This is a genomic window from Halolamina litorea (genome assembly GCF_026616205.1).
GTDB classification, from domain to species: domain Archaea; phylum Halobacteriota; class Halobacteria; order Halobacteriales; family Haloferacaceae; genus Halolamina; species Halolamina litorea.
Genome location: NZ_JANHGR010000001.1, coordinates 1,966,180 through 1,982,127, shown reverse-complemented (window position 1 = coordinate 1,982,127; position 15,948 = coordinate 1,966,180). Strand labels below are relative to the sequence as shown.

Here is a 15,948-nt window from a genome sequence, read left to right as displayed (position 1 = left end):
CGCGGGGGTAACGGCGGGGGGTTGATAACTGTTCGAGACTCCGCGGCGGTTGCTGTGAGGAACGTAGCCACGGGGACACCCCCGAATTCGGAACGTCCCCGACGGGGCGAGCCAGCGGCTCACGGGTGGGAACGACCGAAAATCGACCGGCCAGCAGCGAACCCGACGGACTACCCGAACTTCCCAGTGATGTAGTCCTCGACCCGGTCGCTCTCGGGGTTCTCGAACACCTTGTCGGTGTCGTCGAACTCCACGAGTTCGCCGCCGGTGAGGAACACCGCGGTCTTGTCGGAGATGCGGGCGGCCTGCTGCATGTTGTGCGTGACGATGACGACGGTGTACTCCTCGGCCATCTCGTCGATCAGGTCCTCGATCTTCGAGGTGGCGACGGGGTCGAGCGCCGACGCCGGTTCGTCCATCAGCACCACTTCGGGGTCGACGGCGATGGCGCGGGCGATACAGAGTCGCTGTTGTTGCCCGCCGGAGAGGTCCAGCCCGGACTCGTCGAGTTTGTCCTTGACCTCGTCCCAGAGGGCGGCCTTCCGGAGCGCGTCCTCGACTTTCTCGTCGAGGTTCTCGGTGCGGTCCTGCAGGCGCAGGCCGTAGGCGACGTTGTCGTAGATGCTCTTGGGGAAGGGGTTGGGCTGCTGGAACACCATCCCGATGCGGCGCCGGAGCGCCACCGGGTCGACGTCGTCGTCGTAGACGTTCTTGCCCTTGAACAGCATCTCCCCCTCGACGCGGGCGGCGTCGATCAGGTCGTTCATCCGGTTGATGCTCCGGAGGAACGTCGACTTCCCGCAGCCGGATGGCCCGACCATCGCGGTGACGCGCTTCTCGGGGATCTCCATGCTCACCGACTGGAGCGCTTGGTCGTCGTTGTACCAGACGCTCAGGTCACGGCTCTCGATGATGGTCGACGCCTCGCCGCGGGCGTCGCTGTCCCGTCCCCGGCCCTCGGGGACGCTCACCGCGTACTCGTCGCCGGTCGATCCGTCCTCCATGTCGGTTTGCTGGTTAGCGTTGCTCATAGTGGTTGCGTACGTAGATTGCGATCGAGTTCATGCTCAACATCGCGGTCAGGAGCACCACGATCCCCGCCGCGAGGACGGTCGTGTAGAACTCCGGGCTGGCGTAGGTCGACGCCCAGACGTAGAGCTGGAGCGGCATCGCGCCGATGGTCGAGTCCCACGCGTCGGGGACCCCGAACACCTGCGCGGCGCCGATCACCAGCAGCGGCGCCGTCTCGCCGATGGCTCGCGAGAGCGCGAGGATCGTTCCCGTGAGGATCCCCGGGAACGCCCGCGGGAGCACGACGTTCTTCACCGTCTGCCAGCGCGTCGCCCCCATCCCGTAGGAGGCCTGCCGGGCCGAATCGGGCACCGCCCGGATCGCCTCCCGCGAGGAGATGATCACGATGGGGAAGACGAGCAGGGCGAGCGTCGCGCCGCCGACGATCAGCGTCCCCGTCTTCGCCCCGGCGTAGCGCACGAACAGCCCGAGTCCGAGCAGCCCGTACACCACGCTGGGGACGCCGGCGAGGTTGCTGATGTTCACGTCGATGATCCGGGTCAGTCGCGTGTCGGGGGCGTACTCCTCCAAGTACACCGCCGCGCCGACGCCGGTCGGGATGGCGATGGCCGCGACGGTGAACATCAGCAGGATCGTCCCGACGACGCCGGAGTAGATCCCGACCGAGCGCGGGTCACCGCTCTGGGTCGTCCCCGTCAGGAACCCCCAGTCGACCCACGACTCGGGCCCGGCGAAGCCGAGCGTGCCCACGACCAGTTCGCCGACCAGTGCGCCGACGATGATCGTGGCCGGGAGCAGCAGGCCGATCCGTTGTTCGGGCCGTTCGCTGACGACGACGGCGACGTAGATGGCCGTCGGCACGCCGGCAAAGAGCGCGAGTGCGACGCCCGGCACCGCGCCGATCCCGGTGGCGATCCCGGCGACGCCCGCGAGGGCGCTGCCGATGACCGTCCCGACGCCGGCGATCAGTCCGTCACGGCGACCCCAGCGGCCGTCGGCCCAGCGGGCCAGCAGCGCCCCCTCGGGGACGCCGATGGTCAGCACGAGCACCATCCAGTCGGCGGGGACCGTCGGGAAGCTCTGGATGAGTCCCGGGATCACCAGCAGCGAGCCGACCGCGGAGACCAACACGGCGGCGATCTGTGCGAGGAACGGCACGTCGCGGTTGGTCCGGCTCAGTGCGACGACGACGGCGCCCGGCACCGCGAGGGCGACGACGAACGAGAGCCAGACCAGCGTCGGGATCACGTCGATGAACAGCGCGGCGAGGCCGCCGGCGTACAGCGCCGCGATCCCGGGCAACACGAGTCCGAGCAGCCCGGTCGTGAGGGTCCGGTAACTCCGTCGGTAGCTCCACCAGCCGACCCCGACCGTGGGGACGACGAGTGTGAGGAAGAAGACGAGGTGCCAGCCGGGGTCGGCCGTCAGCGGCCGGAAGGCGTCGTTGGCGACGTACACCAACAACACCGCGAGCGTCAGGATGCCCACGAGCGTCGACGCGAACAACACGTAGCGGAACAGTTGGCCGACCCGGCGGCTGACGTGACCGAACCCGTCGGTCGTTTCGGTACTCATTGGTAGTCCTCCTGGTAGCGGCGGGCGATCAGGTCACTCAGCACGTTCATCCCGAGCGTGATGACGAACAGCACCAGCCCCACCGCGAACAGGCTGCGGTAGGCCAGCCCCCCGCCGGTCACGTCGCCGGTCAGGAGTTGGATCATCGCCGCCGTCATCGTCATCCCCGGTTCGAGGTACGACTCGGGGTTGAGTAGCTGGAAGTACGAGGAGAGCTTCGTCGGGTCGAAGTTCCGCGCGAGCGAGCCACCCGCGAGGGTGACCGCCATCGTCTCCCCGATGGCCCGCGAGAGCGCGAGGATGAACGACGAGAAGATGCCCGATGCCGCCGCCGGGACGACGATGTTCGTCGACACGTCGTATTTGGTCGCGCCCATCCCGTAGCCGGCCTGCCGGAGGTCGTCCGGCACGGCCTGCATCGCGTCCTCGCTGACGGAGGCGACCATCGGGAGGATCATGATGCCGACGACGATACAGGCAGAGGCGATGTTGAACAGGCCCTGGACGCCGACTACGGCGTCGATGGCGGGCGTGATGTACGCCACCGCGAAGATCCCGTAGATGATCGACGGGACGCCCGCCAGCACTTCGAGTGCGGGCTTGAGGTAGGAGCGAGCACGCTCGCTCGCGTACTCGCTGAGGTAGAGCGCCGTCGCCACCCCGAGCGGGATCGCGATCAGACCCGACCCGATCGTCACCATCAGCGTCACCGACACCAGCGACATGACGCCGAGGTTCGGCCCCTGCAGCCCCCACTCGCTGCCGGTGAAGAACTCCGTGAACGTCGCCGTCGCCCCCTCGACGCCGACGAGCGGCGCCGTGAGGGTGAAGAACTTCGACGCTTCGAAAGTCAGTAGTCCAACAATACTCACCGTCGTCGCAACCGAAAGCACCGCGCAGCCGAAGAAGAACGCCTTGGCGAGCAGCTCCCGCGAGGAGTTCTGGGTCCGGCGCGTCAGCGTCTCGGTCGCCCGATCCCCGCTCATGCTGAATCACCCATCGGCGTATCCGCGAAAAAACGCTTCGTTGTGTCGCTCACGGCCGGAGTTACTCGGCCGCTTCGATGGCGGACTCGAGCCGGTCGAGCATCTCGTCGCGGTCCGCCTCCGTGTTGGGGACGTAGCCGACCTCGTCGGCGACGAGCGACTCGCTGGTGCTCTGTTCCATCCAGTAGCGGGCGAACTCGGCGACGTGCTCCTCGCCCAGCGACGACTGGGAGGGGTAGGTGAACAGCGGCCGCGAGAGCGGCTGGTACTCGCCGCTCCGTGCGGTTTCGAGCGTCGGCTTCACGCAGCCGTCACCGTTGTCGATCCCGAGTGCGGTGACACCCTCACCGCTCTGGGAGTAGTAGGCAAAGCCCATGTAGCCGATCGCGTACTCGCTGTCGGCGACGCCGTTGATGATCTGGTTGTCCTGCTCGGTCGACTGGTAGTCCGTCCGGTGGTCGGTCTCCTCGCCGATGATGACCTCGTTGAAGTAGTCGAACGTCCCGGAGGCGTCGGTCGGGCCGTAGAGCTGGATCTCCTCGTCGGGCCAGTCGGAGTTCACGTCGCTCCAGGTCGTCGGCTGGCTCTCGGCCGACCAGATCTGCTTGAGTTCCTCGACGGTCACACACTCCTCGCCGTCGGCGCCGAACCAGTCGGCGTCGGGGTTGACGACGACGGTCAGGGCGTCGGTCGCGACCTTGAGCTCGACCGGCGTCACGTCGTTGTCCGAACACTGACTCTCCTCCTCGGGCGCGATGGGTCGCGAGGCGTTGTTGAAGTCCGAATCGCCCGTACAGAAGTAGTTCGTGAAGCCGCCACCGCTCCCGTCGGAGCTGAGCGAGATGTCCACGTTCTCGTGCTCGCCGATGAACTCCTCGCGTAACGCCGACGCGAGCGGGAACACGGTCGAACTCCCGGTGATCCGGATGTCCCCCGAGAGCCCGCCCTCGCCCTCGGTACCGGTGTTGCTCGTACAGCCGGCGGCAGCTACCGCACCAGTGGTTGCGACGCCAGCCAGGAACGATCGCCGGGATACACCGTCGGTCTGTCGTGCCATTACCTATCCGGAGCGCACTCAGGGGTAAATACACTACTATGAAAACTATATAGATCACAATATGCGGGTTGTTCTCACTATCGGCAGCGAGCGCGAACCAAGAAATCCGACCAAATACGGCTCTAGAGGTTACTTAATGGCGTTCTGGGTGCTGGGTGGTGAATCATTACGGCCCGTGGGCAGTCCGTAGGGGCCGCATCGAACCTGAGCTGTAGGGGTAGTTCTTCAGTTGATATATAGTTTTGAGGAACGCTTATCACCGACGCCTTCACTACGTACTCGCATGGCCGAGACCCGGAAGGTGCAGGTGACCGGCGGATCGACGTTCACGGTCTCCATCCCCAAGGACTGGGCGACGGACAACGACGTGGAAGCGGGCAGCCGCGTCGTGTTCCATCCAGAGGAAGACTCACTGGTCCTCACCCCCGTCTCCGACGAGGAGCGAACCGAGGGGAGTCTCGAGGTCAGTGGCCTCCAGGGCGAGGAGCTCCGTCGCGCGGTGATGACGATGTACGTCTCCGGGTTCGACGTGATCTCGCTGCAGGCCGACCGGATCACGACCGACCAGCGTCGGACGATCCGGCAGGCGACCCAGAGCCTCGTCGGCCTGGAGGTACTGGAGGAGACCGGCGACCGCGTGGTCGTGCGTGACCTCCTCGACTCCTCGGAGCTGTCGATCCACAACGCCGTCGACCGGATGCGCCTGATCGCCTCCTCGATGCTCGGCGACGCCGTCGAGGCGCTCGCCACCGACGACGCCGACCTCGCGGAGGACGTGATCCAGCGCGACGACGACGTGGACCGGCTCTACATGGTCGTCTCCCGTATCTTCCGGGCGACGCTGCGGAGCCCCACCGCCGCCGAGGAGTTGGGGCTCCCCCGCGAGGTCTGTTTCGACTACCACTCCAGCGCCCGGCAGTTGGAGCGCGTCGCGGACCACGCGACCAAGATCGCTCACCTCTCCTTGGAGATCGAGACGGCCCCGCCCGAGGAGGTCGTCGACTCCCTCCGGGAGCTTCACGAGGCCGCCGCCGAGGTCATCGACAACGCGATGGCCGCGCTGTTCGCCGACGAGAACGACGAGGCGATCCGGCTGGCCAACCGCGCCCGCGAGCAGGTCCAGGACATCGACGGCAGCGCCCGCGAGATCGACGAACTGTTGCGTGACTTCGACCCCGCGCGGGCCCAACTGCTCGGGCTGATCGTGGACTCGCTCTCGCGGTCGGCGGACTACGGGGGGAACGTCGCCGAAACGGCACTGCAGAAAGCGGCGCCGACGCCCTGATCGGCGACGGACGGTCCGTCGGCCCGGGGGGCCGGCGCGGGTCGGGGTTCCGGTGTCGCCCACAGCGACACTGGGTCGGTGCGCCGGGGTCGGAGCCGGCGCGGTTCGTTTTCCGGTTCGATCACTCGACGACGATGTCGAACGCGATGCCCTCCATCGCGCCCGCGAAGTCGCCCTGTGCGTCGATGGTCACGTCGCCCGTGATCTCGAAGCCGTTCGCGAGGTCGGCGGCGCTGGTGTTCAACACGAGGTAGCTGATGTCGCGGCCCGCGCCGTCGTCGTCGTTGGTCGCCGTGACGCCGTCGGGACCGACCACGGTCACTGCGGTGCCGTCGGCGGTCAGCGCAACGTTGTCGATGGCCACGGTGGACTCGTCGGCCTTGCCCTGCAGGCCGATCCGGCCCGCGGGTGCGCTCACGCCAGTCACCGTCGAGGAGACGGCGCCGTTTGCGAGGGCGAACGTCGCGGTGGCCGCGTTGGCGTCGTAGGTGAACGTGAAGTCCGTCGCGGTCCCGAGGAACGGCGTCCAGTCGATCTGTTGCTGGTCGCCGCCGGGGGTGGACGTCCCGGTCGCCAGTTCGTAGGTCGCCGCGCCGCCGCTGTCACCGTAGCGGGCGCGGCCGGTGATGGTCTTCGACGCGAAGTCCTCGCCGTCGTCACCGTAGCCGCCGCCGGTGTTGGTCGCCTCGCTCACGTCGACGAAGCCGGTCCCGGTTTCGGCGGTTCGGACGACGTTGTGGCGGGCCTGCACCGCGTTGAACGTGATGTCGAAGCCCAGCACGTCGGTCTGGAGTTCGTTGCCCGCGGTGGTGGGCACCTCGAACTCGAACAGCAGGCACGGCTCGGCGAACTCCGCCTCGTCGTCGGTGCCGGGAACGGGGTCGACCACGGCGGTCGTGGGGTCGGCGTCGATGAGGTACTCGCCCATGAAGAACTCACGGAGCGTCCCGCTGAACACGTCACCGCGTGCGGTCCCGGGTAGGACCGTCGGGGGCGATCCGCTGCTGGTGTCGCTGTAGGCCCCGTCGGAGTAGGAGACGTACACCTGCAGCGCGTCGAGCAGTTCACCCTCGCCGTCGGCGTCGCCGGGGGTGTTGATGTCGCCCCCGGCTGCCGTCGTCGGCTCCGGCTCGGTGTAGCCGTTCTCGTCGTTCTGGGTCACTTCACCCGACATCCAGACGTAGCCGGGGTTGTCGATGATCTGGAAGCAGAACTCACCGACCCCGGTGTCGCCGGGCTTGAGGTCGTCGACGGTGAAGCCGAAGTCCGCCTCGCCGACGGTGGTCCCGCCGACCGTGGAGTTCACGCCGTCGATGATGCCGGATGCCTGCCCGAACATGGGTTCGCCGAACTCGTTGTACTGGCCGACGTAGCGCACACGGAGGTCGAACTGCCCGGCTTCGAGGACGTTTCCGCTGAACGATTCGGTGTCGCTGAAGTAGGCTGTCGTACCGAGGCCTGCCCCCGCGGAGGCGATGCCGATGCTGCCGAGTCCGATGAGTACGTTGCGTCGGGTTGTGGGGATGAGTTGTTTGTCGCTCATACATCCTCCCCATGGCTGGCAGGGGTCCTATGTACGAACAGCCACGCACTCGGCGAACCGGGGCTTCCTCCGGACGAACGGCCGGTTTCCCCCGGATGACCGAACGGTACGGGGTTCGTACCGAACGGTACGGTCACCGAGAGAACGCTGAAAAACGGCCGCTCAGGGGTCTGACGGGTCGTCGTCGCCCTCGGCGTCGTCGCCGGAGGGTTCGGTCTCGTCGTCGGCATCACCGGACGGCTCCTCGGGGGAATCGTCGAGCGATTCGTCGTCGTTCGAGGCCGTCGCGTCCGGGCCGTCGTCGCCGGCACCCTCGCCGGCGTCGTCACCGTCTCCGGTGGACTCACCGGTCGCGGGTGCGGTCCCCTCGGGCGTGGTCCCGTTGGTCACCGTCTCGTTCGTCCCCGACGCGGTGTCGTTGCCGGACGATTCGTTGCCGGACGGGAGCTGCTCGTCGTCCGGTTCACCGGTCTCGTTGCCACCGGTCGTGGTTTCGTTGCCGCCGTCGCCGGCGGTCTCGTTACCGATCGAGACGGTGCCGTCGGTGTCGCCGGAAGTTTCGTTGCCGCCGTCGGCTGCAGTCTCGTTGCCGACGGTTTCGTTGCCGCCGTCACCGATCGTTTCGTTGCCGACGGTCACATTGCCGCCGTCGCCAGCGGTTTCGTTGCCGCCGTCGCCGGCGGTCTCGTTACCGATCGAGACGGTGCCGTCGGTGTCGCCGGAAGTTTCGTTGCCGCCGTCGGCTGCAGTCTCGTTGCCGACGGTTTCGTTGCCGCCGTCACCGATCGTTTCGTTGCCGGCGGTTTCGTTACCGATCGTTTCGTTGCCGACGGTCTCGTTGCCCGCGGTTTCGTTACCGAGGGTCTCGTTGCCGGCCGCAGACGCGTCGAGCGTCGAGCCGTTCCCACCCGCTCCGAGGAGCGTGAGCGGCTCGGTGTCGTCGTCGTCGCTCGGCGTCGGCGCCGCCCCGGTGGCGGCCACCGGGACGATCGCCGTCTCGCCGTCCGAGAGGAGGGCGACCGTGACGCCCCCCGCCGCAGCCGCGGTGATGACGAACGCCGCCACCACCATCGCGCTGATCGCCTTACTGCGCATCAGCGCCCTCCCTGGCCTCCGAGGCCTGTTCGTAGCCGCCGTCGGCGTACCACACGGGGTAGCCGTGGCCGTTGGTCTCCACGCGAGGTTCGGGCGCCGCGGTGGCACCGGGAGCCACGCCGTGGGCCGCCTCCACCCCTGCGGGGTGCTGGGCTGCCTGCGGTCGGGCTACGCTCGGGGCGGCTCCCACGGGCGCGACCTCGGCCACGCCGGGCGTTCCGGGTGCCGTGGCGGGGGCCGGTTCGTCCGACCCGCCGTTCGTCACGCGTAGGTAGCCGAGGAACGCTAGACAGACCAGCGCGCCCGAGAGCACGGACATCGTCTCCGCGCGCGGGGCGCCGAAGCTGGTGAACTGCCAGTAGGCGTTCCAGCCGGCGTAGATCGCCAGCCCCGCCGCCAGCAGCATCGAGGCGCTCATGTCCCGAGCGCTGACCCCCGGCGTGGCCGTCCGTTCGGCCTCGCTGAGGCGACGCTCGGCGGCGTCGTAGTACGCTTCGGCCGCTCGGACCGGGTCGTACACCACCGGAACGTCGGCGTCCTCCTCGGACGCGCCGCCGGGTCGGCCCACTCTGCGACTCACGGCCGAGTAGCCCAAGTCGAGCACGAGGAGGCCGAACGGCAGCACCACGAGCGCGAGGAAGCCGTACTGGCTGTCGGCAAGCCCGATGACGGTCCCGATGAACGGGATCGTCAGGGTCACCACGCCGACCACCTGTTCGGGTGCGATGAGCGCACTGTCGGGGTCCTCGTTGGCATCCCCCTGCGTGCGGAACAGCCGGTCGCCGTCACGCTCGACCACTTCCACCACGCGGTGGGTCGTCGGCGTGTTGCTGCCCGGGCGAGTGTACGTGATCACGTCGTCGACGCCGATCGAGGCCGCCGAGGTCGCGCTGACGAACACCACGTCACCCGGGTCGATCCCGGGGCGCATGCTTCCGGTGAGGACGATGTAGCTCTCGTCGGCACCGACCAGCGCCGGCGCGGCGTAGGCCGCGAACGGGGCGATCACCAGCAGGAGGACGATGAAGCCGACGACGTGCCGGGCCGAGCCCTCGCCGAACCGGCTCATCGGTCGCCTCCTGCGACGGTGTTGCCGCTGTTGCCGCTGTTGCCGTTGTTGCCGCTGTTGCCGTTGTTGCCGCTGTTGCCGTTGTTGCCGCTGTTGCCGTTATTGCCGTTATTGCCGTTGTTACCGTTCCCGCCCTGGGGACGCTGTTCTGTCACCAGGTCGGGCGGGCACTCGCCGTCGACCGTGGGGGTGCAGATCCCGACGGTGACGTGGCTGATGGCGTACCGGTCGGTACCGATCACGCCGTCGACCTCCTCGTCCTCGTAGACGAACAGGTCCGTGCTCGCGTCCGGCCCGCGGCCGGACTTGATCAGGACGCGGCAGACTTCGACCTCCGTCGTCGGGTCGTCGGCCAGGACGACCCGGAATCGGGCCGCCATCGCCTCGCCGTCGTCGTTGGTCTCGATGTCCGAGACGGACAGGCGGTAGTCGTCGCTCCCCTCGTCGAAGGGGAGAACCCCCGCGGTGAGGGTGCTCTCGTACTTCCCGACCAGCGTGCAGCACGGGCACTCGACCGTGGTGCAGTCGGCCGCACCGAGGGGTGCGTCGAACTCGGGCGGGCGCTGGCTGGCGTCGACGCCACGGCACTGCACCGCGACGCCCTCGACCAGCAGGCTGGTCGCGTCCGAGCCGATGTAGGCCGGCGAGAGTTCGTACGCGAGCGAGAGCGGGACCGTCGAACCGGGCTGGAAACAGCCCTGGTCGCCGGCGCCGCTACTCGGGTCGAGTCGGATGCCGTCGCCGAGTGCGTCGAACATCTCGGCGAGGGTCCCCTCGAACAGTACCTCGCCCGCGTCGTCGCGCCGCGAGAGCGTGACCCGGAGGAAATCCCCCAGCCCGCTGGCGCCGGCACAGCCGACGCGGAGCCAGAGGTAGACGGGGTTGACCCCATCCTCGTCGGGCACGTCGAACGCGAACTCGACCGACCCGGTGTCACCGGCTTCGAGCGTGGGGAAGGGGAGTTCGACCGGGCCGTCGGTCGAGCCGTCCCCGGCGTCGACGCGAAGCTCGACGCGTCCGCCACGGATCTCCGCGGCCAGCGTCTCCCGGTCGGTCAGCAGCGCCGCGGTGCCGACACCCGAGATCGTCCCGGCGGCACCGGCGGCGGTGATCCCCACCAGCAGTTGGCGGCGGCTGATGGGCGTCACTCCGCCACCTCCAGGAAGGGGTTCTGGTCGTCGCCACAGGCGACGGCCACGAACTCCAGTTCGAACGACAGCCTGTCGCTCTGGACTTCGTTGCCCACCCATTCGGGGAGCGCCCAGTTGAAGCCGACACAGCGGTTCCCGCCGGCCGGGAGCGCGTCGGGGCAGCCGTCCCCGCCGTCGAAGGGGAGGCGGACGCCGTCACCGAAGGCGTCGGTCACGTCACGGAGCGAGCCGGCGGCGGCGCTGCCGTCGGCGGTGACCAACTGGGGCTCGAACAGCCCCTGCCGGCCGTTGCAGTCGCCGAATACGACGCCGTTGTCGTGCCAGTAGCTCACGTCACTCAGGACGTCGAGTTCGCCGTCGCCGTCGGTATCGGGGCCTTCCGCCAGCAGTTCGGGCTCGTTCTGCCCGTTCTCGGCGTCGGCGGTGATCCGCGGCCGGAACCAGACGTTCAGGTCCGCGTCGACGGCCTCGAGGCCGACGACGAGCGACCCGCTGTCGTCCGGCAGGACGTTGTCGAACGAGATCACCGCAACGGCGGCGTCGTCGACGTAGGTGGGCTGTGTCTCGGGGTCGAGCGTATCGACGGCACTCTCGTTGGTGCCGCCCGTCGCCTCGACGGTGCTCCCGTTGTAGCGCTCGTACCACGAGACGCGGAGGGAGCCGTCCCCGTCCGCGGTCTGTGCGAGCGTATAGCGTGTGAACGGCGGGCGCTCGCCGGCGAGGAGGCGGGACCCGGCGACGGTGCCGAGCCCAACGCCCCCGAGCGCCGTGAGGACGCCTCGCCGCGTTAGGTGGGTCATGGTCATTGTTGTGTCTCGCGCCCGTACGGGCACGTTAGAAGAACAGTGGAATCGGGGGGACGTTAGTACGGACCGCGTGCGGCCACGCGCGGGAACGGTACGGCACCCCACTCCGGGGGGTACGGAGCCCCTGCCCGGCCGCTCCGTCGTCGCTTTTCGGGTTTCACGGGAGCGATCGCTCCGGAAGCGAGGAAACGGACCGGACGAAAGGAAACGGGGGGGTCGCGGGAGATCAGGCCGACGACGCGAAGGGGTTGACCGGCTCCGCGTTGTGGCGGCACTGGACAGCCGCGAAGTCGAAGTCGAAGCTGACCGAGTCGGTCTGGATCTCGTTGCCGATCTCGGGGTCGATCGACCACTCGAACGCCACACAGTGGGTCCCGGGGGTGAAGCAGATCTCGTTGGTCGCCGAGGAGCCCAGCAGCGGCGCGGGGTCGAGGGCCACGCCGTCGGCGAAGGCGTCGCGGAACTCCGCGAGGGTCCCCTCGAACACCACGCCCTCCGCGACCACGATGGTCTGGAGGATGGAGTCGAAGATGTCCACCGCGGCGTCCGCGAAGTCGCTGTCGGCGCTCTGGTAGTAGTCGGTCCCGTCGCCGTCGCCGGCGGTCGTGGGGGTCGAGCCGGCCATGTCCCGGAGGAGCTGGGGCTCGCCGTCGCCCACGTCGTTGACGTCGATCATGACGATCCGGGTGCCCTCGGACTTCGCGGTGTTGGCCGCGGCGAGTTCGTCGATGTTCGAGTCGAACTGCTCGCCGTCGGTCAGGACGATCATCACGGGCTGGGCGTTGCTGCGGAGGTTCGCCTGCAGGAAGTCGTTGGCATCCTGCACTGCGAGTCCGAGTGCGGTCCCGCCGACACCTTCGGCGGCGGCCTGGATGTTGGCCGCCTGGGTGTCGAGGGTGGACTCGTCGGTCGTGGGGGCGAGTTCGATACCCACGTCGTCGCCGGCGGGGGTGTCGTCGCCGATGTAGTCCTCGTTACCGAAGGTGAACAGGCCGACGGCCACGTCGGACGGGTCGGCGAAGACGGTGTCGCCGAACGCCTCGATAGCGTCCTTCGCCACCTCGAGCTTCGTGGTCGAGCCACCCTGGCCGTCGGAGATGACGCCGCCGTTGCCGGCGTACTCCATCGAGCCGGAGATGTCCTGGACGACCAGCACGTCGGCCCGGCCCGAGCGTTCGTCGTAGGTGTTCGAGCAGTTCTCGTCGTACCACATCCGCACGTCGATGACGTCGGAGAGTTCGCCCACGTCGGCCGTCGAGTCGACCTCGGCTTCGGGCTCGGTCAGCCCGTTCTCCATGTCCTCGTAGACGTTGCCCCGGAAGTAGACGTGCGCCGGGTTGTCACAGATGTGGAAGCTCATCGTCACCTCGCCGTAGTCGCCGGGCTTCACGTCGTCGAGATCGAAGACGGGCATCGCCTCGCCGTCGATCAGGCCCTCGGTGTCACAGGCGAAGCCGAGGTCGGCGCGCTCCTCCCAGGTCAGGGGCCCCTCGATCACTTCGCCGTACTGGTCGATCAGCTGTTGTTCGGTCGGGGCCTGCCCGATCAGTTCCATGCCGTTGGGGCCGTCGTAGCTCGCCTTGTAGTCGAGCTTGAGGTCGAGGCTCCCGGCCTGGAGGGTGTTGCCACTGAAGGATTCGGTGTCGCTGAAGTATGCGGTCGTGCCGAGGCCCGCCCCTGCGGAGGCGAGACCGACGGCACCCATGCCGGCGAGTAGCTGCCGGCGGGTCGTGTTGTAGAGTTTCTTGTCTTGGCTCATGGTGTGGATAGTCGTTCGTTTTTCGAACGGTTCGGATCCCGCACGTCGGCGGGATACACCTCTACGGCGGCGTCGCACCGCCGTCGTCGGCTGCCGGCCGGTCCGGCTCCGAAGAGGTAGAGTCAGCAGCGAGGGGTCAGGCTGGGGTCTCCGTCTCGGTTTCCGTGGGAGTCTCGAAGCCGTCCTCGTTGTGGCGGCACTGCTCGGCCTCGAAGCCGATGTCGAAGGCGAGGCTGTCGGTCTGGACCTGGTTCCCGACTTCCGCGGGGAGTTCCCACTCGAAGCCGATACACTGGGTCGTCGCACCGGGGTAACACTGGATACCCTCCTCCTGTCGGTCGCCGTCGAGGTCGATCCCCTCGGCGAGGAGTTCGAACACTTCCGCCATCGTGCCGCTGGCGATCTTCTGTTCGCCCTCCAGTACGACCTGTGCGATCTCGCTGTAGACGGTGTCGAGGTCCGCAGGGTCGGGCGCGAAGAAGGCATCGCCGGGCGACGACGAGATGTCGGTCACCAGCGCGGTGTCGACGCTGGTACCCAGGCCGATACCGAAGATCCGGATGCCGGCGTCCTTGGCCTGCTGGGCCGCATCGCGGGCGTCGCCGATGTTCTCGAAGCCGTCGGTCAGGACGATCATGACCTTCGAGGCGCCGGCAGTCGCGTTCGCCCCGTTGAGGAGTTCGTTCTCCGCGACGGAGATACCGCCCGCGACGTTGGTGCTGCCGCTTGCGGTGTAGTTGTTGATCGCGTTCTGGACCGCCGAGTAGTTCGTCGTCAGCTGCTGGTCGAGCGAGGTGCCGCTGCTGAACGAGATCGCGGCGGCCTCGTCGGGCGAGGAGAGGTTGCCGACGAAGCTGGTGGCGGCGTTCTTCAGGGCGGTGAGGTTCGCGCCGCTCATCGAGCCGGAGGTGTCGCTGACGAGCGCGACTTCCAGTTCCTGCTGCTGGCCGGTGCCGGTGGCCTCGTAGACGTTGTCACAGTCCTCGTCGTACCAGACGCAGACTTGGATCTCGTCGGCCAGTTCCCCGATTTCGCCGGGGTTCAGGTCGTCGGCCTCCATCTCGGGCTCGGACATGCCGTTCTCGAGGTTGTCGTAGAGCGAGCCGTTCATCTTCACCCACGCGGGGTTGTCACAGATGTGGAGGCTGATCGTCACTTCGCCGGAGTCGCCCGGCTTGATGTCGTCGAGGGTGAAGACCGGGATCTCGTCACCGTTGACGAGGTACTGGTCGGCCTCGGGCGAACAGAAGTCGAACTCGTTGCTCTGGACCAGGTTCTCCCACTCGATCTCGTCTTCGGGCGTCGGCGCCTGGCCGAGGAGGTAGCGTCCCTCCCCGAGGTCCTCGGCGTCGGGGTAGCCCATCGCCTGCACGTGGTCGAGACGGCCCGCGCCGCCCATGTACGTGGACTTGTAGTCGAGCTTGAGGTCGAGCTCACCGGCCTGCAGGGTGTTGCCGCTGAAGGATTCGGTGTCGCTGAAGTACGCTGTCGTGCCGAGGCCCGCCCCCGCGGAGGCGAGACCGACGGCGCCCATCCCGGCCAGGATCTGGCGGCGGGTCGTGTTGTACAGTTTTGAGTTGTCGTCCATTGGTTTCGTGGGTTGGTTGTTCGTCTTTGGCGGTACGTGCGCCACCCGAGCCCGGAGCCGGGGGATCGCTGCGTTCCCGGGGTTCGACCCCGAGAGACACTCTACTGAGGGAATGGGGGTGACTTACTCATGGACCGCCACGTCGCCGAGGAACGGGCGGTTCGCCGAGGAGGACCGACGGTATGGGAGTTAGTACCGCTTGACACGCACTCCCTACCCCTGTCTGGGAGACCTACATGGCGACCGTACCGCTCCCGCGCTCGGCGACAGGGAGTGCGTGCCGCGTGGAAGCCCACCCCTCGCCGGGTGGCTGGCTGTCCGTGACTTAGTCCCCCCCGTGCCTACCCGTAGTAAGCGGCGCCACGCCGCGGAACCCATGAGCCACACATTATCAGATACGGAGTTCTATCGCGTCCTGAGCTGCCAACGCCGTCGCGTGGCGCTCGAGTACCTCTGGGACGTCGCCGCGCCGCGGACGACCGGCGAGATCGCCGACGCCGTGGCCGCAGTCGAAGCCGGCACCGACCCCGCACCCCGCGGGGTTCGGGAGAGCGTCGCTACGTCGCTCCGACAGACCCACCTGCCCACCCTCGAGACCCACGGGCTGGTGACGACGGGTGACGCGGGGATCAGTGCGACTCCCGCCGCAAAGCGGGTCGTCCGACGCATCCGCGACACCGGACCGTTGGGCCTGCGCTGGAGCGAGCAGTACCGCCTCGTCGGGCTGGTCGGACTCTGTAGCGTGGTCGCGGTGCTTGCAGGCGTCCCGTTCCTGGCCGCCCTCGATCCGCTGGTGCCGGCGGTACTCTCGCTGGTGGCGTACGCGGCCCTCTCGGGGTACCACACTTGGACGCTCTACCCCCGCAGCACGCGCTCGCCCCGACGCCGTGGCGCTCTCGACGACGAATGGCGACCCACGCAGGGCTGACGGCCCGACGGATTTTCTCGAACAGTCGCGTATCCGAGTAGCGCCAGCCACGGGGCAGTCTGCACGCTCGAACG

Annotated in this window: 13 protein-coding genes; 2 read left to right on the top strand and 11 right to left on the bottom strand. The window is 68.0% G+C overall.

All coding sequences use genetic code 11. The features are described 5' to 3' along the window. Positions 1-170: 170 nt before the first annotated feature. The 4 genes from pstB to NO998_RS10240 form a co-directional block, all read right to left on the bottom strand. The gene (gene pstB, locus NO998_RS10255) at positions 171-1,031 is read right to left on the bottom strand and encodes a phosphate ABC transporter ATP-binding protein PstB (protein ID WP_379822018.1); all 861 of its coding nucleotides are present in this window, start codon (positions 1,029-1,031) and stop codon (positions 171-173) included. Next, positions 1,018-2,607, bottom strand: coding sequence for a phosphate ABC transporter permease PstA (pstA, locus tag NO998_RS10250; RefSeq protein ID WP_267647032.1), 1,590 nt, complete (start codon positions 2,605-2,607; stop codon positions 1,018-1,020). The genes pstB and pstA overlap by 14 nt, the downstream gene beginning before the upstream one ends. Beyond that, the gene (gene pstC / locus NO998_RS10245; RefSeq protein WP_267647031.1) at positions 2,604-3,593 is read right to left on the bottom strand and encodes a phosphate ABC transporter permease subunit PstC; all 990 of its coding nucleotides are present in this window, start codon (positions 3,591-3,593) and stop codon (positions 2,604-2,606) included. Before pstC ends, pstA begins: the two co-directional genes overlap by 4 nt. A 61-nt stretch (positions 3,594-3,654) precedes the next feature. Beyond that, positions 3,655-4,650, bottom strand: a complete 996-nt coding sequence (locus NO998_RS10240; protein WP_267647030.1) for a PstS family phosphate ABC transporter substrate-binding protein — start codon at positions 4,648-4,650, stop codon at positions 3,655-3,657. A gap of 283 nt (positions 4,651-4,933) precedes the next feature. Between NO998_RS10240 and NO998_RS10235 the strand changes: the two genes are divergently transcribed. Then, positions 4,934-5,935: a phosphate signaling complex PhoU family protein gene (locus NO998_RS10235; protein WP_267647029.1), complete on the top strand. Its 1,002-nt coding sequence runs from the start codon at positions 4,934-4,936 to the stop codon at positions 5,933-5,935. 121 nt (positions 5,936-6,056) lie between these two features. Here NO998_RS10235 and NO998_RS10230 read toward each other — a convergent pair whose 3' ends face one another. From NO998_RS10230 to NO998_RS10200, 7 genes are all read right to left on the bottom strand, one after another. Continuing rightward, the gene (locus NO998_RS10230; RefSeq protein ID WP_267647028.1) at positions 6,057-7,478 is read right to left on the bottom strand and encodes a SipW-dependent-type signal peptide-containing protein; all 1,422 of its coding nucleotides are present in this window, start codon (positions 7,476-7,478) and stop codon (positions 6,057-6,059) included. Between the two features lie 162 nt (positions 7,479-7,640). Beyond that, a complete protein-coding gene (locus NO998_RS10225) occupies positions 7,641-8,573 on the bottom strand; it encodes a putative sodium/potassium/calcium exchanger (RefSeq protein ID WP_267647027.1) in 933 nt (310 codons plus the stop codon). Further along, positions 8,563-9,642, bottom strand: coding sequence for a signal peptidase I (locus tag NO998_RS10220; RefSeq protein WP_267647026.1), 1,080 nt, complete (start codon positions 9,640-9,642; stop codon positions 8,563-8,565). The genes NO998_RS10225 and NO998_RS10220 overlap by 11 nt, the downstream gene beginning before the upstream one ends. Further along, positions 9,639-10,790, bottom strand: coding sequence for a hypothetical protein (locus NO998_RS10215; protein WP_267647024.1), 1,152 nt, complete (start codon positions 10,788-10,790; stop codon positions 9,639-9,641). Before NO998_RS10215 ends, NO998_RS10220 begins: the two co-directional genes overlap by 4 nt. Then, positions 10,787-11,593 carry a hypothetical protein gene (locus tag NO998_RS10210; RefSeq protein WP_267647023.1) on the bottom strand — a complete coding sequence of 269 codons (807 nt, stop codon included), beginning with the start codon at positions 11,591-11,593 and terminating at the stop codon, positions 10,787-10,789. Before NO998_RS10210 ends, NO998_RS10215 begins: the two co-directional genes overlap by 4 nt. A gap of 232 nt (positions 11,594-11,825) precedes the next feature. Next, the gene (locus NO998_RS10205) at positions 11,826-13,358 is read right to left on the bottom strand and encodes a vWA domain-containing protein (RefSeq protein ID WP_267647022.1); all 1,533 of its coding nucleotides are present in this window, start codon (positions 13,356-13,358) and stop codon (positions 11,826-11,828) included. 136 nt (positions 13,359-13,494) lie between these two features. Beyond that, positions 13,495-14,946, bottom strand: coding sequence for a vWA domain-containing protein (locus NO998_RS10200; RefSeq protein ID WP_267647021.1), 1,452 nt, complete (start codon positions 14,944-14,946; stop codon positions 13,495-13,497). A 376-nt stretch (positions 14,947-15,322) separates the two neighbouring features. On the opposite strand from NO998_RS10200, the gene NO998_RS10195 reads away from it, so the two are divergent. Then, entirely contained in the window at positions 15,323-15,874 is a 552-nt protein-coding gene (locus tag NO998_RS10195; protein ID WP_425601456.1) for a DUF7344 domain-containing protein, read from the top strand. The last annotated feature ends 74 nt before the right edge of the window (positions 15,875-15,948 follow it).